Origin of the sequence: Microbacterium invictum (genome assembly GCF_014197265.1) — a bacterium.
GTDB lineage: Bacteria > Actinomycetota > Actinomycetes > Actinomycetales > Microbacteriaceae > Microbacterium > Microbacterium invictum.
On record NZ_JACIFH010000001.1, the window covers coordinates 3,559,517 to 3,580,260 of the forward strand.

The following is a 20,744-nucleotide window of genomic DNA, read 5'->3' on the forward strand; positions in this document are numbered from 1 at the left end:
CGTCTCCCGGCGGGCATAGAATCGAAGCACCCGAATCGCCACGGACAGAAGCAAGGATGCCGATGACCGACCGCACCGCTGTGCCGTCCCGACCATGAGACCTACGAAGACTTCGCGGTCATCGAGCAGGGTCAACGACCGGCTGCGCGCCGCGACAGGAGGTCCCGCATGACCGAGCGTGAACTCACCGTCCCCGTCTCCCTCACCCTGCCCGACGGGCGGCTGAACACTGATGCCATCGGCTGGGCCCGCACGCCGCTCGTCGACACCGCCGGCATCGGCCGCGGCCGCGGGCGCAACAAGCGGTGGGAATACTGGAACGTCATGACCCCGACGCACATCGTCGCACTGACGGTGTCGTCGATCGACTACGCCGCCGTGCACGAAGTCTGGATCTTCGAGCGCGCGACCGAACGCACCTGGGCGAAGAGCGCGACGAGGATCCCGGCCAAAGAGGTCGAGCTGTCCGCCTCGCTCGGCACCGGACTGACCGTCGCGCGGGCGAAGGGCCTCGGCATCACCGTCACCCCGACGCCGGACGGCCAGCGCTGGCGGCTGCACGCCGAGATTCCGGATGCCGGGTTCGACATCACCGTGAACCGCCCGGCCGGCCACGACTGGCTGGCCGTGATCGTGCCGTGGTCGCGCCGCCGGTTCCAGTACACGGTCAAGGACGTCGCCCTCCCGGCATCCGGAACCATCACGACGAACGGCGTGACGCACCCGGTGCCGGCGGGTTCGTGGGCGGTGCTCGATCACGGCAGGGGGCGCTGGCCGTACGACGTCAGCTGGAACTGGGGCGCCGGGGCCGGCAGCACCGCCGACGGGCGGATCATCGGCATCCAGGTAGGCGGGCAGTGGACCGAGGGCACCGGATCGACCGAGAACGGCGTCGTCGTGGAGGGCGTGCTGCACAAGATCTCGCAGCAGCTGGTCTGGGACTACGACATCGCGCAGCCGCTGCGACCGTGGCGGATCAGCGGTGGGGGACTGGATGCCACGCTCACGCCGTTCTACACGAAGCGCTCGCGCACGAACCTCGGCATCGTGTCATCGCGCACCGACCAGTGCTTCGGCGTCTGGTCGGGCACGTTCGACACCGGCGAAGAGGCCGTCGTCTTCGACGGGGTCGAGGGGTTCGCGGAGGACGTACACAACCGCTGGTGAGTGGAGTGGGTTGCTGCGTCACGGTGATGCCGCGTGCGGTTCGCATAGTTGGCGCGTGCGCCGGGTATGGATGCCGGGTTCCCGGCGGTGGCGCCAACTGAGCGTGCGTGCGGTTCGCATAGTTGGCGCGTGCGCCGGGTATGGATGCCGGGTTTCCGGCCGCGGCGCCAACTGAGCGCGCGTGCGGTTCGCATAGTTGGCGCGTGTGCCGGGTATGGATGCCGGGTTTCCGGCCGCGGCGCCAACTGAGCGTGCGCGTGAGTGGCACCAAGCCGGGTCGATCTCGATGCGGGGAATGAGTCGTAGGCTGGCGCCATGACCGAGACCGCGCCCAAGCCGCGCCGGCGCGGGCGCCCGCGGGGCGGATCGGACGCGCGTGAGCGTATCCTCGCAGCCGCGGCCGACGAGTTCGGGGCGCACGGCTACGACGCGGCGACCATGCGCGCGATCGCCGCCCGCGCCGATGTCGATGCGGCGCTCGTGCATCACTACTTCGGGACCAAAGCCGACCTGTTCGCCGCGTCGGTGGGCATGCCGCTGCGTCCCGACCGGGCGGTGCCGCTGATCCTCGCCGGGCCGCGCGACGAGGTCGGCGCCGGCATTGTGCGCTTCGTGCTCGAGCAGATGGAAGACCCCGGCACCCGCAAGCGGGCCGTCGCGCTGCTGCGCACGAGCATCGGCAACCGCATGGCCACGCCGCTGCTCGCGGAATTCCTGCAGCGGGAACTCATCGGGCGCATCGCGAAATCGCTCGGCGCTCCCGACGCCGAGCTGCGCGCCTCGCTGGTCGGCAGTCAGATCGCGGGGCTGCTGATGGCGCGGTACATCGTGAAGCTCCCGGCGCTGGCCGGCGCCTCGATCGATGACCTCGTCGCCCGCGTGGGTCCGACCGTGCAACGCTACCTCGACGACTGAAGCTGCATCCGCCGAGGGCGCCTTGACTCGCGGCATCCATCGGCGCACAATTCATCACATGATGAATAACTCGGACGAGCCGAAGCCCGCCACCCGCCGGGCGATGCGCACGGCCGCCGTGGCGGTCCGCGACCTGCACGTCCGACGCGATCACACCGAGGTGTTCGCCGGACTCGACGTCGACATCGCCGTCGGGCGCATCACCGGCCTCCTCGGTCCGTCCGGCTGCGGCAAGACGACGCTGATGCGCTCGATCGCGGGTGTGCAGAAGGTCGCGAGCGGCACGGTGACAGTCCTCGGAGCGCCCGCCGGCAGTGCGCGCTTGCGGCGCCGGGTCGCCTACGACACCCAGGCGGCATCGGTGTACGCCGATCTGACGATCCGGCAGAACATCGCCTACTTCGCGCGGCTGATCGGCGCTCGTCGCACAGACATCGACCGGGTCATCGATCAGACCGGGCTGCGCGATCAGGCCGGTCAGACCGTGGCATCCCTCAGCGGCGGGCAGGAGAGCCGCGTCTCGCTCGCCGTCGCCATGCTCGGGTCCCCCGAGCTCATCGTGCTCGACGAGCCGACGGTGGGCCTCGATCCGCTGCTGCGCGCAGAACTGTGGGACGTGTTCCGCGCGCTCGCCGGCGCCGGCGCCACGCTGCTGATCTCGAGCCATGTCATGGACGAAGCACTGCGCTGCGACCACCTGCTCCTCATGCGCGCCGGGCGCCTGGTCGCCGACACGACGCCCGACGCGCTGCTGGCTGACACCGGCGCACCCGATCCCGACGCGGCGTTCCTCGCCCTCATCGAACGGGATGCCGCCGCATGAACGCCGTCCACACGTTCGCCACTGCGGGCCGCGTACTGCGGCAGCTCAGTCACGACCCGCGCTCGATCGCGCTCATGCTCATCGCGCCGAGCCTGCTCGTCGGCCTGTTCGCCTGGCTGTTCAGTGAGCAGGAGGGCGTGTTCGACCAGTTCGGCGGGCCGATCCTGGCGCTGTTCCCGTTCGTGATCATGTTCCTCATCACCTCGATCACGACCCTGCGCGAGCGCCGCAGCGGCACCCTCGAACGTCTCATGACGACACCGCTCGGCAAGGCCGACTTCATCATCGGGTACGCCCTCGCATTCGGGCTGATGGCGACGGTGCAGGCGATCGTGACGGTGGCGTTCGCGGTGTATGTCTGCGGGCTCGAGGTGACCGGGCCGCTGTGGCAGCTGGGGCTGGTGGCGGTGGTGGATGCCATTCTCGGCACCGCGCTGGGGCTGCTCGCGAGCGCGTTCGCGCGCACAGAATTCCAGGCGGTGCAGTTCATGCCGGTGCTGGTGTTTCCGCAGATCATCCTGGGGGGCCTGTTCATGCCACGCGACCAGATGCCCGAGGTGCTCGAGGCCATCAGCAACTGGCTGCCGCTGAGCTACGCCATCGACGCGGTTGCCGCCGTCAGTGCGGGCGACGAGGGCTGGGACCTCTACCGCCCGCTGCTGATCATCGTGGCCTTCGCCGCCGGCGCACTCATCCTCGCCGCGCTCACGCTGCGCCGTCGCACCGCCTGAGGCGGGTGCCGGGGCGGGTGGATGCCGGAGCTCAGCGCTGGTTGCGCAGCTTGGCCGTGATGGTCCGCAGCTGGCTGAGTTCGTCGTCGCTCAGCACCGACATCCGGTCGGCGATCGCTCGACCGTGGATGGTCGCGAGACGCCGGAACGCTGCGGCGCCCTCGGCGGTCGCAATCAGGATCGCCCCGCGCCCGTCGGCCGGGTCGGGTGTCTTGGTGATGAGGCCACGGACGACCATGCGGTCAACCAGCCGCGAGACGCTGGGCTGGCTGATCAGCATGTTGGCGGTGACGTCGCGCAGCCGCGCGGCATAGCCGTCTCCGCGGGTGACGGTGAGGAGGACGTCATATTCCGCCTGTGCCAGCTCCCCGTCGTGGAAGGCGTCGTTGATCTCATCGAACACCTCGTGCTGAGCGCGGAACAGGCTCTCCCACGCGGCGATGGCGAGACGACGGTCAGTCATGGCGTCAACTGTAGCGGGCCGCATAGGGTGGTCGGCATGCGTCGATTCCTGGGTGCGCTGTCGGCCGCGGCGGTGGGAATCCTGGCATCCATTGCTCTTGCGACTCCTGCCGCAGCGGATGTGGACGACTTCACGTTCGACAGCATGACCGTGGACTACACCCTGACGCGCGCAGACGACGGGACGAGCCGGCTCGAGGTCGTCGAGGAGTTCGTCGCGCGATTTCCGGATGCCGACCAGAATCGCGGCATGCGGCGGGCGATCCCCGATACGTACAACGGGCAGCCGCTCAAGCCGCGGCTGGTGTCGATCACCGACGGCGAAGGCAATGCTCGTGCGGCCGAGAGCGACTCCGAGGACGGCACGTTCGTGATGACGTCGCGAGCCGATGACTATGTGCACGGCGCCCAGACATACGCGTTCACGTACACGCTCGAGAACGTGACGTGGGTCTTCCGCGATACCGGGCTCGAATTCAACTGGGATGTGAACGGCGTCGACTGGTCACAGCCCTTCGGGGATGTGACCGCGCGGCTGCACCTGGATGCAGAACTGGCCGACCAGCTGACCGGGAAGTGGGCGTGCTACGCCGGCCCGCAGGGCGCGAAGCAATCGTGTGACTCGATCGACACGGCACCAGCCGACGGCGGCGGAGTGACGCTGACGGCGACGCAGCGCGAGCTCGCCCCGCACGAGACGCTCACCGTGGCGGCCGGCTTCGCGGACGACACGTTCACGCTGTTCGACACCTCCTTCCTCGCGACACCAGCCGGGTGGGTACAGGCGGCCGGTGGCATCGCGGCGCTGGGCGCCGGCGGTTTGGCGCTGTGGTCACGACGCAAGTATCTGCGTGATGAACCGGGCCGCCCGACGATCATCGCCGAGTACACGCCGCCACCGGGGATGGATGCGCTGGAGAGTGCGGTCCTGCTGCACAAGACGTCGAAGGCGATTCCGGCAGAGGTTCTCGAGCAGGCCGTCGTCGGCTCGATCCGCATCGTCGAAGGCCCCCAGAAGTTCTGGGGCGGGTCGAAGCTCATCGCCGAACTGGTCGATCCCTCGCGCGCCGACGGCGATGGGCGCATGCTGCTTGACGGACTCTTCCCCGAGGGTGTTCCTGGTGCGCAGTACACGTTCGGCTCGCAGGATCAGCGACTGTCGAAGGTCGCGCAGAGCATCGTGAAAGCGGCGGAGCAGGAGCTGAAGAACCGCGGTCTGCGCCGCACAGTGCCGGCCACGGCGCGGGTGGTGCCCATGATCACCGCGGCGATCGCTGCAGCGATCATCTTCATCGCGGGCGCCATCGCACTCGATGGCGGCGCGAGCGCGGCGTGGCCGGTCGTGCTGATGGTCGTCGGCGGAGTGATCTGCGCGGCCGCGATGCTGTCGGTCTTGAGCGTGCCGCTGACGTCGGCGGGGTCGGAGGTGCGCGACCATCTCAAGGGGCTGCAGGAGTTCATCGAGTGGGCCGAGGCAGATCGGATCCGCATGCTGCAGTCACCCGCCGGCGCGGAGCGGAGGCCCGTGGATACGCGTAACCCGCGCCAGATGCTGCACATGTACGAGTCCCTTCTGCCCTACGCGGTCGTGTTCGGCCAGGAGAAGGAATGGGCGGCACATCTCGCCGTGCTCTATGCGGCGAACCGTGCCGCAGGCCCGGTGTGGTACTACGGCGAAGGGGCGTTCGACGCCGGTTCGTTCGCGTCCGGCATCAGCACGCTGTCGTCGGCAGCATCGTCCTCGTCATCCACCTCGGGCGGTTCGTCCGGTGGTGGCTCCGCAGGCGGCGGAGGCGGCGGGGGAGGGGGCGGCGGGGTCTGACCCACCGCCACCCTCGTCGCCGAACCCGATCAGGCGACAGGGCACGGGCAGGAAATGCTGGCCTGCATGCCGATCGGACGAGGCCACGCGCTGCGCTCGCGATTCGCGGCGCGTGAGCGTCGCGGGACGGGCGCTGCCACGGCAGCGGCTTCGGCGGCGATCGCGTCCTGGCGTTCCCGCATCATGGCGATACGCGCCAGGTCACGGTCGCGGATTTCGGACTCGAGACGGTATTGCATCTCGGCGGCGGTGACGAGCAAGAGCATGATGTCCTCCGGTCTGTTCCGATCACCTCAACCTAGGAGGGGGTTCCGACATTGCCGGATGACCGCACCCTGGCAGGAATCCTGCGACGGTAGGCAGTCAGTGGCATCCGCGTGTCACGGGGTCACGGGGCTGTACGCGACCATCCAGTCGATGCCGAAACGGTCGGTGAGCATGCCGAAGCGTCCGCCCCACGGGGGCGTGTCGAACGGCATGACGACCGTGCCGCCGTCGGCGAGCGCTTCCCAGAACTGCTGCAGCTGCGCCTCGTCGTCGCCGCTGATCGAGACGGACACGCCGGCGGGCGGCGTGTAGTCCATGCGGGCGGGGGTGTCGGATGCCATCAGCACGAACCCCTGGGGCGTCGTGAGCTGAGCGTGCATGAGGAGTTCGGCTTCGGGCGGGTCGGCCATGCCGGGGAAGTCCGCGAAGGTCGAGACGACGAGGTCGCCCCCGAACACATCGCGGTAGAAGGACATCGCCGCGCGGGCGGTGTCACGGAAGGAGAGGTAGGGGTTGAGAGTGGGCACGGCATCAGCCTGGCGCGGGGGTCCGACATCGCGCCACGACGCCGGCCGCCGATGGGCTGGGGCGGCCGGGGGCCGGGGACAGAGTAAGGGCCGGTCGGAGAGGCTCCCGACCGGCCCTTGTCCCTTGCACCAAGAGTGTCCTGCAATCACATGCCGGTAGCTGCCACAGCAAAACAACTACCGTGCTTGCACTCTATAACGGAAAGGTAACGAGGCACAAGGGTTTCTCGTTATCTTTTCGTGATGGTTTTCTCATGTGTCGCGTCTCACTCCAGCGGTCGGACTCTCACCGACCTGTCGAACCGTCTCAGTCCAATTGCCGCATTCTCGCTCCAGTCGTCAGAAGCGCGGCGTGTCGCCTGGCGCTGCTCGGCCGGTTCGGGCGCCGGCGCCGGGGCCTCCATCCCACCGTTCGTGGGCGCAGGCTCCCACGCGCTGCGCCGCTTCGCGGGGTCTGGCCGTCAGTAATCCGCGACACGCGCCAGGGGCCGCGGCATCGCCGCGGCCCCTGTCACGAGCGATCCAGCTCAGCCGAACTGGTTCATCGTGTTGTCCTTGCCGCCGGCCTTGAGCGCGGCGTCGCCGGCGAAGTACTCTTTGTGGTTGTCGCCGATGTCACTGCCCGCCATGTTCTGGTGCTTGACGGTGGCGATGCCCTCCCGGATCTCGCGGCGCTGAACGCCACGCACGTAGGCGAGCATGCCCTCGTCGCCGAAGTAGCCCTTGGCGAGATCATCCGTCGACAGAGCCGCGGTGTGGTAGGTCGGCAGCGTGATCAGGTGGTGGAAGATCCCGGCCTGCGCGGAACCGTCGCGCTGGAACGTGCGGATCATCTCGTCGGCCCGCTGCGCGAGCTCGGTGTCGTCGTATCCGGCGCTCATGAGATCGTCGCGATCGTAGGCCGAGACATCCTGGCCCCGCTCTGCGAGCTGGTCGTAGGCCTGCTGGCGGAAGTTGAGCGTCCAGTTGAACGAGGGGCTGTTGTTGTACACGAGTTTCGCGTTCGGGATGACCTTCCGGACCTCGTTCATCATGCCTGCGATCTGCGCGACGTGCGGCTTCTCCGTCTCGATCCACAGCAGGTCGGCGCCGTGCTGCAGCGACGTGATGCTGTCGAGCACGCAACGAGCCTCGCCGGTTCCCGAGCGGAACTGGAACAGGTTGCTCGGCAGACGCTTGGGACGCAGGAGCTTCCCGTCACGCTTGATGACGACGTCGCCGTTGTCCAGCTCGGCCGCCGAGATCTCCTCCACGTCGAGGAAGGAGTTGTACTGGTCGCCCAGGTCGCCGGGTTCGTGCGACACGGCGAGCTTCTGCGTGAGGCCGGCGCCGAGCGAGTCGGTGCGGGCGACGATGACGCCGTTGTCGATACCGAGCTCGAGGAACGCGTAGCGGACTGCGGTGAGCTTCGCGATGAAGTCCTCGTGCGGAACGGTGACCTTGCCGTCCTGGTGGCCGCACTGCTTCTCGTCGGAGACCTGGTTCTCGATCTGGATCGCGCAGGCACCCGCCTCGATCATCTTCTTCGCGAGAAGGTAGGTGGCCTCGGGGTTGCCGAAGCCGGCGTCGATGTCGGCGATGATCGGCACGACGTGGGTCTCGTAATTGTCGATCTGCGACTGTATGAACTCCACCGCCGTCTCATCGCCGGCCGCGCGGGCATCGTCGAGCTTCGTGAACAGGAGGTCGAGCTCGCGGGCGTCGGCCTGCCGGAGGAACGTGTAGAGCTCCTCGATGAGCGCGGGCACGGAGGTCTTCTCGTGCATCGACTGGTCGGGAAGGGGACCGAACTCGGAGCGCAGCGCGGCGACCATCCAGCCCGAAAGGTACAGGTAGCGCTTGTTGGTGGACTTCAGGTGCTTCTTGATCGAGATGAGCTTCTGCTGCCCGATGAAGCCGTGCCAGACGCCGAGCGACTGCGTGTACAGCGACGAGTCGCCGTCGTACTCGGCCATGTCGCGACGCATGATGTCAGCCGTGTACTGGGCGATCTGGAGGCCCGTCCGGAAGCGGTTCTGCGCCCGCATGCGAGCGACGTGCTCGGGGTTGATGGCATCCCAGCTGGGGCCGTTCTGCGCGGTCAGCGCCCGGATGGCTTCGATGTCTTCTTGGTACGCGGTCATGGTGTTTCCTTCGCGGTGGTACAGCTCGTGCGAGCCGTGGCGTAGAGGCGTTTCATCCACCATGTGCCAAGAAGGGGCGGTCTTCAGGCCGTTCATGCAGGGAAGATCGAATGATCTTCTACAATGCGGAGGAAGTTTTCACATTGGCCGTGGACGTCGAGGGCTCAGCGGCTGTGGTCTTCGACATCCGGCTGCGCGCGCAGGAGGTCGGCCAGCTCTTCCTCGGGTCGGGGTGCGACGTTCTCGTCTTCCTCGAGTTCCGGCACGCTGGGCTCGCCCGGTTCGGGCACGTGCTCGGCGTGTCCGCCGTGATGAGATGACTCGATCATGTGCTCATCATGGCCGCGGCGGGGGCGGCACGCCAGAGGGTCCGTCGGGGTGGACGGTGACGTCGGGATGACAAGTCCTCGGGGCGCTGTTCGCGGCATCCAGAGCCACGCCTGCCGCACGGCGGCCCTCCTCGATCAGGTGGGGGACGTCGCCCATGGACCACTGTGCCAGGCCCTCCATCTCGGGCTGGATGAGGATGATCGAAGGGTCCTCGACGAGATCGGCGACGCTGGCGACCATGCGCATCATGCGGACGTTCTCCCACTTGGCGTGCAGTCGCACCACGATGACCGTCGACGCCCCCAGTTCGCGAGCTGCGCCCATCGGCACGTTGTCGATCATGCCGCCGTCCATCAGCACCTGGTTGCCGCGACGCACGGGCGGGAGCAGACCGGGGACGGCGATCGTCGCGCGGAGGGCGATGTTGAGCGGACCTGCGTCGAGGGTGACCGCGCGGCGGGTCTTCAGATCGGTCGCCACGGCCGCGAACCGCCGGGGAAGCTCTTCGATCAGCGGATCGTCGCCGAGCGTCCGATGGATCGCGTCGGTCACGGCACCGGAGTCGAGCAGTCCCAGCCGCGGGGTGAGGGACATGCGGGCGATCGAGCTCCACCGGAACGCGCGGGCCGCGCGTTCGATCGCCTCCAGCGGAACACCCGCCGCATACGCGGCAGCCACGAGAGCGCCCGAGCTGGTGCCGACGGCTATGCCCGGACGGATGCCGCGCGCGGCGAGCTCTTGGAGGACACCCACGTGTGCCGCCCCGTACGCGCCGCCGCCGCTGAGCGCGAGCCCGAGTGTCCTGTCGTCGCTCACGATCCCCACCCCATCCGTTCACTTTATCCACCGGTGGGTGTCGGCCGGCCAGTCCGCGCCCTGGCTGGTCTCGACCGGCGCGGTCAGCCTCGATCGATCTGCCGTCCCAGCCGATCGCCGCGCCGATGGCGGTCACGATCTCGGTCGCCGTCAACGGATCGGGGCCGGCGTGCTGCCCCAGGGATCGGCCGTCACGACCGAGCCCTTCCCGCGGCGTCGACGAAGAGACCTCAGCGACCGGGCGTGCTCCAGAGCGCCCAGGCCACCAGCACGGGCTGCAGGAACAGGCGGATCAGTCGCGCCCGGTCGGTCCGCAGCAGCGGGGCGGATCGACCGGTGCGCCACTGGTGCATGTTGCCCGGGAACACGGCCACGAAGAATGCGGCGATGCCGATGCCGATGCGTCGGCGTTCGCGCGGAAGTGTGAGCACGGCGGCGCCGAGTCCGATCTCGACGACACCGGAGGCGACCACGATCGCGTCCTTGTCGAGGCGGGTGAGCCGGGTCGCCCAGTCCGGGACCACGATCCGATACCCGCGGCGCCCCCAGGTGAGATGAGAGGCGCCCGCGGCAAGGAGGAGTGTGGCCAGCGACCAGCGGGCGACGGCACGCGCCGTCGCGCCGCGGGCAGCCTTGCGCGAGCTCTTCGTCATCCTGCCAGTCTGCACTGCTGTCACGTGAGGTCGTACAGCCCGACCCGGTCGGGGATGTCGAACGGCAGCCCGGGCAGCCACGATGCCGGTTCCGGCCACGGGCGAGACGTGGGCAGAGCCCGCAGCAGGTGGCGTAGCGCGTCACCGGCCGGCTGGGTGGAGGACTCGACGGGCAAGACGCGTCGTGGCGCCTGGTGGCCGAGTGCACCGCACCACCAGTGCCGCCACGTGGCGTCGGCGCTGTCGGGGTCGAGCACGATGTAGTAGTCGGGCATGATCGCGTCGCCCGAGCGGAAGGCCGAGAGCGCGGCCTCCACCTCGAGCTCGATCGTGCCGAGCGTCGCACGCTCCTCGAACAGTTCGACCCACGCGGCAGCGACGTGCACGAGCGGATCCGCGTCATGGACCACCCACGGGGTCGGTGCAGCGGCGATCCTTCTGCTGGCGAGCGCCGGATCGGTATCGTGCAATGTGAGTGCCTCGATGCCGGGGACTCCTTCGAGTGCGGCCAGGGCGTCGGCCGCCGCGTCACCGACCACGGCGACGACGGTCCCGCCCGCGGGGCGGCGCTGCGAGTGCTCCATACCTCAGCGTAGGGGCGACGGCGAAGGTTCTGCCGCTTTGTGCTCCGACCGTTATCGGGTCGGAGCGCACCGCGACAGCGGGATCAGTACCAGTTCGTCGCCTGCGAATGTCCCCAGGCCGCGCACGGCGTGCCGTACGCGCGGGAGATGTAGTCCAGGCCCCAGACGATCTGCGTGCGTGCGCTGGTCTGCCAGTCGGCACCCGCTGTGGCCATCTTGCTGCCGGGCAGAGACTGGGGGATGCCGGTGGCTCCACTCGAGGCGTTGTAGGCCTGGTAGTCCCAGCCCGACTCGCGGGTCCACAGCCGCTCGAGACACGAGAACTGGTCGCCGCCCCAACCGTACTCCGACGCAGCCAGGTCCTGCGCGACCGCCTTCGCGCCTGCGCGGGTGTTCTCGGCGGCGAGAGTCGCGGCGGCCTCCTCAGCCTTGCGTTCAGCCTCCTCGGCCTTGCGCTTCACCTCGGCGGCTGCCGCCGCGGCGGCTTCTTCGGCGGCCTTCTTCTCCTGTGCGACCGTCAGCTGTTCGCGCAGAGCGGCGGTGTCGGCCGCGACGGTCCGGGTCTGTTCGAGGACGTCGGCTGTCTGCGCCGGCAACATGTAGGTGGGCGTGACGTCCAGGTCGGAGAGCTCGCTGATCGCCGCAGTGAGGTCGGTCGTGATGACATCGGTCGCCTCGTCGCCGAGGCTCAGCCCGGAGGTGCGGACGTCGGTCATCGTCGTCCACGCGCTCGACCGGGCCTCCTGCGCCGCAGTCAGCGCGTCTTCGGCATCGGTGACGATCGCGTCGAGCTTGACGGGACCGAAGTCCTCGCCGTCGGCGGTCACGACGATCGCGGTCGCGAGCGTCTCCAGCGCGCTGACCGGACGGTCGTCGGCGTGGGCGACCGGCACCGACACGAAGCCGGTCAGGGCGACACCGAGTCCGGCGGCGACCGCGATGAGAGCGCGGCCGAACAGACGGCGCCGGGGGCGGGCGGGGGTGATCTCGGGCTGGCGGGAACGCATGCAGTAGGGGTCTTTCGGGTCGTCCGGGCACCGACGTACGTCGGCGGGCGTGTTCTCGGGTCGAACACAAGTCACCGAGTCTGCGTGCTGTTTCTGGACGAATCTCAGCGATCACCTGGGCAGAAGGTGGGAGCGACTTCTCACACCGGCGCGACACGCGTGGTGAGCGGACCGCCCCGCACACGTAACGCGGCGACAGATCGAGGGAAACACCCGGGCGGCATCCTGGGGCGATATCACCCCCCAGCCACCGGGAGCCGCCATGTCCTACGTGAAGCCGACCGAACTCGTCACCCGCATGATCGACGCGGGCGAATCCAAGATCCTGATGTCCACGCGCGACACCATCATCCGCGGCTTCATGGGCGGTGCGATGCTCGCGATCGGCGCCGTGTTCGCGGTATCGGTGTCGACGCAGACCGGAGAGCCGCTGCTGGGCGCGCTGCTGTTCCCCGCGTGCTTCGTGCTGCTGTACCTGCTGGGCTACGACCTGCTCACCGGAGTGTTCACGCTCGGTCCGCTGGCTTGGATCGACAAACGCCCGGGCATCAACCTGGCCGGCGTGCTGCGCAACTGGGGTCTGGTGTTCGTCGGCAACTTCGCCGGCGCATTCCTGATCGCCGTGCTCATGGCGATCTACTTCACCTACGGGTTCACGACCGAGCCGAGCGCTGTGGGTCACGCGATCGGCGAGATCGGCCACGGCCGCACCGTCGGCTACGCCGAGCACGGCGCCGGCGGCATGCTGACCCTGTTCATCCGCGGTGTGCTGTGCAACTGGATGGTCTCCACCGGCGTCATCGCGGCGATGATGTCCGACAGCCTGCCCGGCAAGGTCCTCGGCATGTGGCTGCCGATCATGGTCTTCTTCTACATGGGCTTCGAGCACTCGATCGTGAACATGTTCCTGTTCCCCTCCGGCCTGCTGCTGGGTGCCGAGTTCACGCTGTGGGACTACCTGCTGTGGAACGAGATCCCGACCGTCATCGGCAACCTCGTCGGCGGTCTCACGTTCGTCGGCATCATGCTCTACGTCACCCACTACCGCACCGCACCCAAGCGCGTGGCCGTCTTCCGTCCCAACGGCAAGAGCTTCGCCGCCTCGCCCACGAAGGTGCCTGCGGACATGCTGGATCAGCGCTGACGTGGAGTCCGCAGCACGCCCCGCCACAGGTGGACGAGCATGACCACGAAGGTGAGGGTCCACGCCGCGAACGCGATCCAGCTCTCCACGTAGCCGATCGCGTGGACGATCGGCAGGCCGTCGACCTCGCCGAGGAACTGCGAGCCGACGCCGTACATGCCCAGTGGGAAGATGATGCTCCACAGCGTCGCCTCGTAGCGCAGCGGGTAGCGGTGACGCACGTGCCGCCAGTACCCGGCGACGATGAGCGGGGGAATCAGCCACGTTCCGAACGCCCAGAAGAACACGGCCGCGCCCGCGATGAGACCTCGCGTCGCGTCGACCATGGGGGCGTCGGCCATCGCGACGATCCGGGCACCTGCGACGACGGTGATGGCGGTCGCGCCCATCGCCACCCAGTACGGCGGCGTCAGATCGGCGGGGCGGAAGGGATAGGCGAGCATCCGCACCCCGACGAACACGCCGACGGCGCAGTACAGGAACGTGCCGACCGACCACGAGAAGACGGCCAGCAGCGCCATCGCGTTGCGGCCGACCTCGAACTCGGCCTCGAGCGTCGCGGCCAGCACCGCGATCGACTGACTGGCCACCGCCCAGATGAACCACGTGCCGTTCGCGGTCTGGAGTGCGGTGTGATCGGACTGGCCGAGCACCGCCGTCCACGGCACCGTGTAGCCCAGCAGGATCCAGGCGACCGCCGCGACCAGCAGCAGCCATAGGGAGATGTCGTGGAACCCCTCGGCACTGATCCGGCTGCCCAGTACGCAGGTCGCGGCGACGAAGGTGAAGAAGCCGAACGCTCGGGCGGGATCCGCGAAGTCGGCGGCCATCGCGTCCCGATGGCGCACGATGCGCACGAGATTCAGCACGATCAGCAGCACGTAGGCCACCGCGGCGATGTCGAGCAGTACCGTCGAGACGAACATCCAGCCGTTCGTGCGCAGCGCGACCGACACGATGCCCGTCGCCATGACCAGGGCGAAATACCCCGGGGTCAGGCCGCGGATCGCGTCGTCGATGCGACCCGTCAGCGTGGGAGCGGGCGCGGCGTCGCGTGTCGCAGTCGACATGCGATCACGATAGCGCCGGCATCCATCCCGCACTCACCCATGCTCATCCGCTAGGACTGTCTGCCCGCAGCCCGTTGCCGCGCCGCCTCGTAGACGATGACCGAGGTGGCGTTGGCGGCGTTGAGCGATGAGGCGCTGCCGCCCATCGGGATCCGGGTGAGCACGTCGCAGGCCTGAAGCCACGCCGTCGACATGCCGGAGTGCTCGTTGCCGGTGACGATGAGCGTGGGGCGCGTGAAGTCGACGTCCCACACGTCGACAGTGCCGGCCTCGTCAGTGCCCACGATCTGGATGTCCACGCCCGCAGCCCGGATCTCGGCGACCCACTCGAGTACGGCCTGGGCGCTCGGCAGCCGCACGGTCGGCGTCATGATCGCCGATCCGGTCGAGGCGCGCAGCGCCTTCGGATCGTACGGGTCGGCGGCGTGCCCGGTGACGATCACGCCGTGGCCGCCCAGCGCGTCGACCGAGCGCACGATCGATCCGATGTTGCCGGGCGACGTGGGGCGGTCCAGGGCGACCAGCAGGGCATCGGCGGGTGCCGGCAGCCGTGACGGGTCGTCCGGGGGAATGGCGACGATCAGAAGCACCTCGGGCGGGTCCTCATCCTTCTCGCCGAGTTCGAGCATCAGATCGGCGGCGACCACGAACTGCGCCGCGCCGGCCTGCGCGGCGGCGGCGATCGCCTCGGACGCCCACCTCGATCGCGAGTCGGCCCGAGTCATCAGCACGGTCCGCACCGTCAGGCGCGAGCGCAGCGCGAGGGTGATCGGACGCACGCCCTGCACGATCATCTCGCCGGCCCGGTTGCGCTTGGTGCGGTTGCCCAGCAGCGTCTGCCAGTACTGGAACGTGGCGTTTCTCGTCGTCACGGCCTGGATGCGCTTCGAATGGGGGTCGGATGCCATGGGCTGAACCCTGTTCCCTTCTCGGTCGAGGCGTCGCACGCACGGCGACGTGACGAGCGTACCGAGCCTGACGCCCCCATGACCGCCGGTGGGTCGGGGGTGGATGCCGGTGCCGCCGGCTTCTCGCGAGGCGGCTACGCGGCAGGGGTGCGGCGCAGCAGCAGGAGCCCGTCGTCGAGATGCGCCGGTTCGCCGTCCGGCGAGGTCGCGGCACGGCTGCGGACCTCGGCGATCTCGACGGTCCACTCCCGCGGGTCGGGGGCCAGCAGCGCCAGCTCTTCGGCCGGGCTGAGCATGGCCGGGTGCTCATGCGCCATCTCGCGCGCCCACGGCGGCGGTGCGGCGTGGGAGATCACGAGCAGCGCACCGCCGGGTGCGACGCGGGCACTCGCCGCCCGCAGGATCTCGATGCGCGGGAAGTCCGGCTCCCACGAATGCAGGAAGCTCGCCGTCACCAGGTCGAACGGACCCTCCGGCAGCGCTGCCGCCGCGTCGCACGCGAGGAAGACGACGCGGTCCTCGCCCAGCCCGCGGGCCCGAGCGGCCTCGGTCGCCCGGCGCACGGCGGTGGCCGATACGTCGAGACCGGTGACCTGCCATCCACGCTCGGCGAGCCACACGGCATCCGCTCCCTCGCCACTGCCGACCTCGAGCGCCGTCCCCGTCGAGGTCCCGGATGTGAGACTCTCGGCAACGCCGGCGAACGTCGCGTTGACCCGCCCCGACCAGACCTTCTCCTCGGTCGCATAGTGCGCCTCCCAGTGCGCGTTCCGGCGCTCGGCGGCCACGGCGCGGGCGCCGTCCTCGCCGACGAGAACGGCGTTGGCACCGGCCCCGGCCATCGAGCCGGCGCCCATCGACAGCGGGACGTTGCCATACGGGGCGGTGACGTTGCCGGCCGCGAACACGCGTGGGTGGCTCGTCGCACCGCGCGCATCGACGACGATCGCCCCCTCGGCGCGGGCGAGGTCGAGCCCGGCGAGGAAGCCGTCGTCCAGGCGGGGGACCGGTGCGGTGAACAGGGCGTCGATTTCGTGTACCGAGCCGTCTGCGGTGCGAACGGCGACCAGGCGTTCATCATGGGTGACGACCTCGACCACGGGTGCCTCGACGGCGCGGATCCCGCGGGCCGACAGCCGCTCGGCGACGTCGGGCTCGAGGGTGCCGGCCTCCGCAGTGAACGCGACCACATCGCCGCTCCACTGCCGCACGAGTTCGATCTGATGGATGCTCGAGGGCGAGGTCGCCAGCACGCCGAGCGCGCGGCCTGTGACCTCCCACCCATGGCAGTACGGGCAGTGCAGCACACCGCGCCCCCACTGCGCGGCGAGTCCCGGGATGTCGGGCAGCTCGTCCCCGATGCCGGTGGTCACCACGACCGTGCGCGTCACATCCACCGCTCCGTCGGCGCGGCGGACGCGCATCGACTCGCCCTGGTCATCGACGCCGGCGACCTCACCCGGCTCGATCACGACACCGTACGCCGCCGCCTCCGCCCGCCCCCGCGCGAGCAGCTTCTGCGGGTCGATCCCGTCGTGGCCGAGCACGCCGTGCATGTGATCCGTGAACCGGTTCCGCGGATTGCCCGCGTCGATGACGAGGGTGCGTCGCCGTGCCCGTCCCAGCATCTGGGCGGCGCTGAGCCCTGCCACTCCGCCGCCGATGATGATCGCGTCCCAAGATGTGTGTCCCATGGCATCCACTCTCTCCGCGGAGTGGGCACTATTGCAAACAACCTTGCCGAATTGGCAAGATGAGGGAATGCGGAATGAGATCGAACAGGTGGGTCCGCGTCTGCGCGCGGCGCGGCAGGCGCGCGGGTGGACCCTCGAAGAGCTCGCCACCCGGACGGGACTGTCGGTGAGCACCCTCTCGCGGCTGGAAGCCGGCAAACGGCAGGCATCACTCGAGCTGCTGCTGCCGATCACCCGTCAGCTCGGCATCCGGATCGACGATCTGCTGCCCGGAGAGTCGGGCGATCCGCGGGTGCGGCGGGAGACCGTGCGTCGCGATGGGATGCTGATCGCGCCGCTCACCCTCGACCGGTCGCCGGTGCAGGCGTTCAAGATCACCTATGCGCCGGCCCCCGCGCCGCCGGCGCCGCGCGTACACGACGGGTTCGAGTGGCTCTACGTCCTCAGCGGCCGCCTGCGGCTCGTCCTCGACGACACCGAGCACGTGCTCGAGCGGGGCGAAGCAGCCGAGTTCGACACCCGGTTGCCGCACAGCATGACCGCGATGCCCGAAGGTCCGGCCGAGGTGCTCAGCATCTTCAGCGCGTCGGGCGAGCGCATCCACACCCATCTCGGCGGTGCCTGACCAGGCGCCTCCGCCGAAATCGCTGTCACTCGTTCCTGGCCGACCGCAGCGGCGAGCCCGCCGCGACTGCGAACGTCGGGCCCGAGCCGTAGCGTGTGCCCAGGCGTGGGGCGAGGGTCGGGTCGAGTCCTGCCCCCTCGGCGACGCGCCGGCGGGCGGTCAGCCCGCCCAGACGGACGCTCAGTACCAGCCGTGGGACTGCGAGTGGTTCCACGCGCCGCACGGGGTGCCGTAGCGACCGTCGATGTAGCCCAGGCCCCACTTGATCTGCGTGGCGGGGTTGGTCTGCCAGTCCGAGCCCGCGCTGGCCATCTTGCTGCCGGGCAGCGCCTGCGGGATGCCGTACGCGCCGCTCGAGGAGTTGTGCGCCTGATAGTTCCAGCCCGACTCCCGGCTCCACAGTGCGTCGAGGCACTGGAACTGGTCGTCGCCCCAGCCGCGCTGCGCGAGCATGTCGCGGGCGATGGCGCGGGCGTCGCCGCCCGAGTAGTTCGACGAACCCGACGAGGTGGGGGCCGGTGCGGCCGTCGACCGCTGCGCCGCGGCGCGTTCGGCAGCTGCGGCCTTCTCGGCGGCTTCGCGCTCGGCCTTGGCCTTCGCCTCGGCGGCGGCCTTCTTCTTGGCAGCCTCCTCGGCCGCCTTCTTCGCCTTGGCGTCGGTCAGTGCCTTCTGCAGCGAGTCGATGGCATCCCGAACCTGCTCGGTCTCGGCCACCGTCTCGTCGGTCATGTGCGGGATGAACAGCGCGGGGGTCAGCTCGATCACGCGCAGCTCGCCGGCCAGGTCGCGCAGGTCGCTCGTGTCGATCGCGACCGTGACATCGCCCAGATCGAGATCGGATGCCGCGACCTCAGCCTTCACATCGGCGACCACGTCGGCGGCCGTGCCCAGCACGGCGGTGGCGTCGGTCAGGGCGGCGGTGCTCTCCGCGGTGATCTCGGCGATGGGCTCGTCGACGACGTAGCCGACGGCGCGCAGCACGGGCGCCGTCGTGGTCGTGACGGTCTCTTCGGTGTCGGCGTGGGCCGCCGGAACCGAGCCGGTCAGGCCGCTCGTGACAACGGCGGTGCCGAGGACGAGGCCGAGTGCGACGGTGGCGGGAGTCAGCGCGCGACGGAGGGGACGAGTCGAAACAGAACGCATGAATGAGGGGGTCTTCCGGGTTGTCAGCACCGGCAGGAGTGCACCGGTGTGCGTCCTCGGGCGGACACAAAGCACCGAGTCTGCCACAGGGAATCTGGATGTTTACCGGGCATTTCCTGGACGCGGTGCGTTTCGGGTGGTCGAAGGGCGGTGATTTCAGCGCGACCGGCGCCCCGAATCGCCCTCGATTTCGGCCGCGAATTCACCCCCGCCTCGGTGCCGGGCGATAGCCTGTGCACGATGTCGATTCCCACCTCTGACGGCCGTTCCGGAACCACTCCGAGCGGGGGCGTCCCGACCTCGACGAGGTCGATTCCGGTGTCGCCCGCGGCGCGCTGGCGGGCGTTCTGGGTGTGCGTCTCGGTCGCCGCGCTGACGATCATGGATCTCACCAAGGTGAACGTCGCCGTGCCCGTCATCGGCGATGTTCTGGATGCCGGATCCACCGAACTCCAGCTCATCGTGTCGGGCTTCGTGCTCACCTTCGGGCTCACGCTCGTGCCGATGGGACGCCTGGGCGATCAGCGCTCGCGGCGCATGCTGTTCATCGTCGGACTCAGCCTCTACACGTTCACGAGCATCCTGTGCGCAGTGGCGCCGTCCGCCCCGGTCCTGGTCGTCGGACGACTGCTGCAGGGTCTGGCTGCCGGCATCCAGATGCCGCAGGTTCTCGGCATGGTCCAGGAACTGTTCCGGGGCAAGGAGCGCGGCCGCGCGTTCGGCCTGTTCGGCGCCACGATCGGCATCGCCACTGCGTTCGGCCCGACGCTGGGCGGCCTGCTCATCGCCCTGGGCGGACCGCAGGACGGCTGGCGGCTCATCTTCTGGATGAACGTGCCGCTGTGCCTGCTGGCGATCGCGGGAGTCATCTGGCTGCTGCCCACCACCCGGCACGCCTCCCCGCACCCGGTGGCCCTCGACCCGGTCGGCATCCTGCTGTTCGCCGCCACCGTGGTGTCGCTGATGTGGCCGTTCCTGTTCACGACGGGTGCGCCCACCGACGACCCCGCACGATGGTGGCTGCTGGCGGCGTTCGTGCTGTTCGTCTCGGCCTTCATCGCGTGGGAGCGGCACTACGCCGCACGCGGCAAAGATCCGCTGGTGTCGCTGCCGATGTTCAAGATCCCGTCGTTCCGCAACGGCACGCTCCTGCAGACCGCCTACTTCACCGGTACGCCCGCGCTGTTCCTGGTCACGACGCTCTTCCTGCAGATCGGCCTCGGGCTCGCGCCGGTCTATGCCGGCATGACCTCGATCGGGTTCGCGCTGGCCAGCGCGGTCACCTCGTGGATCGGCGGCAACCTGGTCGCCACCCACGGCCGGATCGTGGTCGTCTGGGGCATGGTCGGAATTCTGCTGGGCGCCGGCGGGCTCATGCTCACCGCCCTGTACGCCGATCCGGAGTGGATCCCGTGGCTCATGGCGGCGGTGATGACGGTCGCCGGCGCCGGCGGCGGCTTCGTGATCGCCCCGAACCAGACCCTCACCCTCGCCGACATCCCCGTGAAGGAGGGCGGCCTCGCCGGATCCATCGGTCAGCTCGGACAGCGCGTCGGCGCCTCGGTCGGAACCGCGGTCGCGCTGTCGCTGTTCTACGCGACGATCTACCGCGAGAGCGGCTCCCACGACGACCTGACGGTGTACCAGGACGCCTACGAGTACGGCATGATCGCGGTCGCCGTCTTCCTCGGCCTGGCGTTCGTCATCGCGGTCGTCGACCTCTCGACCCGCGGACGCGGCAGGGTCTGATCACCGCAGCGCCATCGGCCCGATCAGCTCGCGGCGCCGGTCGCGCACCCACCGGTCACGAGAGGCCCGCAACTCGACCCGGGTCGTGAACCGGTAGCGATACGACACCGCGCGCACCCAGCGCGGCGCCTCGCCGCCGAACGGGTCGTCGGCCAGCAGGCGCAGCGTCGCGGCATCCGCTTCC

21 protein-coding genes and 1 pseudogene are annotated in these 20,744 nt (G+C 69.3%); 8 read left to right on the plus strand and 14 right to left on the minus strand.

The window, feature by feature from the left end; genetic code table 11:
- Nucleotides 1–168: 168 nt before the first annotated feature.
- From BKA10_RS16410 to BKA10_RS16425, 4 genes are all read left to right on the plus strand, one after another.
- Nucleotides 169–1,167 (plus strand): DUF2804 domain-containing protein, encoded by a 999-nt coding sequence (locus BKA10_RS16410; protein WP_183500954.1) that lies wholly within the window; start codon nucleotides 169–171, stop codon nucleotides 1,165–1,167.
- Nucleotides 1,168–1,482: 315 nt separating this feature from the next.
- A complete protein-coding gene (locus BKA10_RS16415) occupies nucleotides 1,483–2,082 on the plus strand; it encodes a TetR/AcrR family transcriptional regulator (protein ID WP_183500955.1) in 600 nt (199 codons plus the stop codon).
- A gap of 58 nt (nucleotides 2,083–2,140) precedes the next feature.
- Nucleotides 2,141–2,905 (plus strand): ABC transporter ATP-binding protein, encoded by a 765-nt coding sequence (locus BKA10_RS16420; RefSeq protein ID WP_241740023.1) that lies wholly within the window; start codon nucleotides 2,141–2,143, stop codon nucleotides 2,903–2,905.
- Nucleotides 2,902–3,636, plus strand: coding sequence for an ABC transporter permease (locus BKA10_RS16425; RefSeq protein ID WP_183500956.1), 735 nt, complete (start codon nucleotides 2,902–2,904; stop codon nucleotides 3,634–3,636). The genes BKA10_RS16420 and BKA10_RS16425 overlap by 4 nt, the downstream gene beginning before the upstream one ends.
- A 31-nt stretch (nucleotides 3,637–3,667) precedes the next feature.
- Here the strand turns inward: BKA10_RS16425 and BKA10_RS16430 are convergent, their stop codons facing one another.
- Nucleotides 3,668–4,099 carry a MarR family winged helix-turn-helix transcriptional regulator gene (locus BKA10_RS16430; RefSeq protein WP_183500957.1) on the minus strand — a complete coding sequence of 144 codons (432 nt, stop codon included), beginning with the start codon at nucleotides 4,097–4,099 and terminating at the stop codon, nucleotides 3,668–3,670.
- Between the two features lie 36 nt (nucleotides 4,100–4,135).
- On the opposite strand from BKA10_RS16430, the gene BKA10_RS16435 reads away from it, so the two are divergent.
- A complete protein-coding gene (locus BKA10_RS16435) occupies nucleotides 4,136–5,920 on the plus strand; it encodes a DUF2207 domain-containing protein (protein ID WP_183500958.1) in 1,785 nt (594 codons plus the stop codon).
- 29 nt (nucleotides 5,921–5,949) lie between these two features.
- Here BKA10_RS16435 and BKA10_RS16440 read toward each other — a convergent pair whose 3' ends face one another.
- The 8 genes from BKA10_RS16440 to BKA10_RS16475 form a co-directional block, all read right to left on the minus strand.
- The gene (locus BKA10_RS16440; protein WP_183500959.1) at nucleotides 5,950–6,186 is read right to left on the minus strand and encodes a hypothetical protein; all 237 of its coding nucleotides are present in this window, start codon (nucleotides 6,184–6,186) and stop codon (nucleotides 5,950–5,952) included.
- A gap of 114 nt (nucleotides 6,187–6,300) precedes the next feature.
- A complete protein-coding gene (locus BKA10_RS16445) occupies nucleotides 6,301–6,714 on the minus strand; it encodes a VOC family protein (protein WP_183500960.1) in 414 nt (137 codons plus the stop codon).
- Between the two features lie 527 nt (nucleotides 6,715–7,241).
- The gene (locus BKA10_RS16450; protein WP_183500961.1) at nucleotides 7,242–8,837 is read right to left on the minus strand and encodes an isocitrate lyase; all 1,596 of its coding nucleotides are present in this window, start codon (nucleotides 8,835–8,837) and stop codon (nucleotides 7,242–7,244) included.
- Between the two features lie 164 nt (nucleotides 8,838–9,001).
- Nucleotides 9,002–9,166 carry a hypothetical protein gene (locus BKA10_RS16455; RefSeq protein ID WP_183500962.1) on the minus strand — a complete coding sequence of 55 codons (165 nt, stop codon included), beginning with the start codon at nucleotides 9,164–9,166 and terminating at the stop codon, nucleotides 9,002–9,004.
- A gap of 7 nt (nucleotides 9,167–9,173) precedes the next feature.
- The gene (locus BKA10_RS16460) at nucleotides 9,174–9,983 is read right to left on the minus strand and encodes a patatin-like phospholipase family protein (RefSeq protein WP_183500963.1); all 810 of its coding nucleotides are present in this window, start codon (nucleotides 9,981–9,983) and stop codon (nucleotides 9,174–9,176) included.
- Between the two features lie 230 nt (nucleotides 9,984–10,213).
- Nucleotides 10,214–10,636 carry a DoxX family protein gene (locus BKA10_RS16465; protein WP_183500964.1) on the minus strand — a complete coding sequence of 141 codons (423 nt, stop codon included), beginning with the start codon at nucleotides 10,634–10,636 and terminating at the stop codon, nucleotides 10,214–10,216.
- A gap of 20 nt (nucleotides 10,637–10,656) precedes the next feature.
- A complete protein-coding gene (locus BKA10_RS16470; protein ID WP_183500965.1) occupies nucleotides 10,657–11,220 on the minus strand; it encodes a hypothetical protein in 564 nt (187 codons plus the stop codon).
- An 83-nt stretch (nucleotides 11,221–11,303) separates the two neighbouring features.
- Nucleotides 11,304–12,227, minus strand: a complete 924-nt coding sequence (locus BKA10_RS16475; protein ID WP_183500966.1) for an aggregation-promoting factor C-terminal-like domain-containing protein — start codon at nucleotides 12,225–12,227, stop codon at nucleotides 11,304–11,306.
- Between the two features lie 262 nt (nucleotides 12,228–12,489).
- Here BKA10_RS16475 and BKA10_RS16480 point away from each other — a divergent pair, with 262 nt between their 5' ends.
- Nucleotides 12,490–13,371: a formate/nitrite transporter family protein gene (locus BKA10_RS16480; protein WP_183500967.1), complete on the plus strand. Its 882-nt coding sequence runs from the start codon at nucleotides 12,490–12,492 to the stop codon at nucleotides 13,369–13,371.
- Here the strand turns inward: BKA10_RS16480 and BKA10_RS16485 are convergent.
- From BKA10_RS16485 to BKA10_RS16495, 3 genes are all read right to left on the minus strand, one after another.
- Nucleotides 13,362–14,441 carry a tellurite resistance/C4-dicarboxylate transporter family protein gene (locus BKA10_RS16485; protein WP_183500968.1) on the minus strand — a complete coding sequence of 360 codons (1,080 nt, stop codon included), beginning with the start codon at nucleotides 14,439–14,441 and terminating at the stop codon, nucleotides 13,362–13,364. The genes BKA10_RS16480 and BKA10_RS16485 overlap by 10 nt on opposite strands.
- Nucleotides 14,442–14,491: 50 nt before the next feature.
- Nucleotides 14,492–15,349: a TrmH family RNA methyltransferase gene (locus BKA10_RS16490; RefSeq protein ID WP_183500969.1), complete on the minus strand. Its 858-nt coding sequence runs from the start codon at nucleotides 15,347–15,349 to the stop codon at nucleotides 14,492–14,494.
- A 134-nt stretch (nucleotides 15,350–15,483) separates the two neighbouring features.
- Nucleotides 15,484–17,043 carry a bifunctional NAD(P)/FAD-dependent oxidoreductase/class I SAM-dependent methyltransferase gene (locus BKA10_RS16495; RefSeq protein ID WP_183500970.1) on the minus strand — a complete coding sequence of 520 codons (1,560 nt, stop codon included), beginning with the start codon at nucleotides 17,041–17,043 and terminating at the stop codon, nucleotides 15,484–15,486.
- A 67-nt stretch (nucleotides 17,044–17,110) separates the two neighbouring features.
- Between BKA10_RS16495 and BKA10_RS16500 the strand changes: the two genes are divergently transcribed.
- The gene (locus BKA10_RS16500) at nucleotides 17,111–17,668 is read left to right on the plus strand and encodes a helix-turn-helix domain-containing protein (protein ID WP_183500971.1); all 558 of its coding nucleotides are present in this window, start codon (nucleotides 17,111–17,113) and stop codon (nucleotides 17,666–17,668) included.
- Nucleotides 17,669–17,848: 180 nt separating this feature from the next.
- Here BKA10_RS16500 and BKA10_RS16505 read toward each other — a convergent pair whose 3' ends face one another.
- Nucleotides 17,849–18,811, minus strand: coding sequence for an aggregation-promoting factor C-terminal-like domain-containing protein (locus BKA10_RS16505; protein WP_183500972.1), 963 nt, complete (start codon nucleotides 18,809–18,811; stop codon nucleotides 17,849–17,851).
- Between the two features lie 240 nt (nucleotides 18,812–19,051).
- Between BKA10_RS16505 and BKA10_RS16510 the strand changes: the two genes are divergently transcribed.
- Complete coding sequence (locus BKA10_RS16510; RefSeq protein ID WP_183500973.1) at nucleotides 19,052–20,560, plus strand: MFS transporter; 1,509 nt, start codon at nucleotides 19,052–19,054, stop codon at nucleotides 20,558–20,560.
- Here BKA10_RS16510 and BKA10_RS16515 read toward each other — a convergent pair.
- Nucleotides 20,561–20,744: pseudogene (locus BKA10_RS16515) on the minus strand (lipase maturation factor family protein); the annotation flags it as partial.

Excerpts from the sequence above, each read along its gene's own strand:
- BKA10_RS16430 (WP_183500957.1), bottom strand. The coding sequence starts at position 4,099 with ATGACTGACCGTCGTCTCGCCATCGCCGCGTGGGAGAGCCTGTTCCGC.
- BKA10_RS16465 (WP_183500964.1), bottom strand. The coding sequence starts at position 10,636 with ATGACGAAGAGCTCGCGCAAGGCTGCCCGCGGCGCGACGGCGCGTGCC.
- BKA10_RS16480 (WP_183500967.1), top strand. The coding sequence starts at position 12,490 with ATGTCCTACGTGAAGCCGACCGAACTCGTCACCCGCATGATCGACGCG.
- BKA10_RS16450 (WP_183500961.1), bottom strand. The coding sequence starts at position 8,837 with ATGACCGCGTACCAAGAAGACATCGAAGCCATCCGGGCGCTGACCGCG.
- BKA10_RS16495 (WP_183500970.1), bottom strand. The coding sequence starts at position 17,043 with ATGGGACACACATCTTGGGACGCGATCATCATCGGCGGCGGAGTGGCA.
- BKA10_RS16490 (WP_183500969.1), bottom strand. The coding sequence starts at position 15,349 with ATGGCATCCGACCCCCATTCGAAGCGCATCCAGGCCGTGACGACGAGA.
- BKA10_RS16435 (WP_183500958.1), top strand. The coding sequence starts at position 4,136 with ATGCGTCGATTCCTGGGTGCGCTGTCGGCCGCGGCGGTGGGAATCCTG.
- BKA10_RS16420 (WP_241740023.1), top strand. The coding sequence starts at position 2,141 with ATGATGAATAACTCGGACGAGCCGAAGCCCGCCACCCGCCGGGCGATG.
- BKA10_RS16510 (WP_183500973.1), top strand. The coding sequence starts at position 19,052 with ATGTCGATTCCCACCTCTGACGGCCGTTCCGGAACCACTCCGAGCGGG.
- BKA10_RS16505 (WP_183500972.1), bottom strand. The coding sequence starts at position 18,811 with ATGCGTTCTGTTTCGACTCGTCCCCTCCGTCGCGCGCTGACTCCCGCC.
- BKA10_RS16455 (WP_183500962.1), bottom strand. The coding sequence starts at position 9,166 with ATGATCGAGTCATCTCATCACGGCGGACACGCCGAGCACGTGCCCGAA.
- BKA10_RS16425 (WP_183500956.1), top strand. The coding sequence starts at position 2,902 with ATGAACGCCGTCCACACGTTCGCCACTGCGGGCCGCGTACTGCGGCAG.
- BKA10_RS16500 (WP_183500971.1), top strand. The coding sequence starts at position 17,111 with ATGCGGAATGAGATCGAACAGGTGGGTCCGCGTCTGCGCGCGGCGCGG.
- BKA10_RS16475 (WP_183500966.1), bottom strand. The coding sequence starts at position 12,227 with ATGCGTTCCCGCCAGCCCGAGATCACCCCCGCCCGCCCCCGGCGCCGT.
- BKA10_RS16470 (WP_183500965.1), bottom strand. The coding sequence starts at position 11,220 with ATGGAGCACTCGCAGCGCCGCCCCGCGGGCGGGACCGTCGTCGCCGTG.
- BKA10_RS16410 (WP_183500954.1), top strand. The coding sequence starts at position 169 with ATGACCGAGCGTGAACTCACCGTCCCCGTCTCCCTCACCCTGCCCGAC.
- BKA10_RS16485 (WP_183500968.1), bottom strand. The coding sequence starts at position 14,441 with ATGTCGACTGCGACACGCGACGCCGCGCCCGCTCCCACGCTGACGGGT.
- BKA10_RS16440 (WP_183500959.1), bottom strand. The coding sequence starts at position 6,186 with ATGCTCTTGCTCGTCACCGCCGCCGAGATGCAATACCGTCTCGAGTCC.
- BKA10_RS16415 (WP_183500955.1), top strand. The coding sequence starts at position 1,483 with ATGACCGAGACCGCGCCCAAGCCGCGCCGGCGCGGGCGCCCGCGGGGC.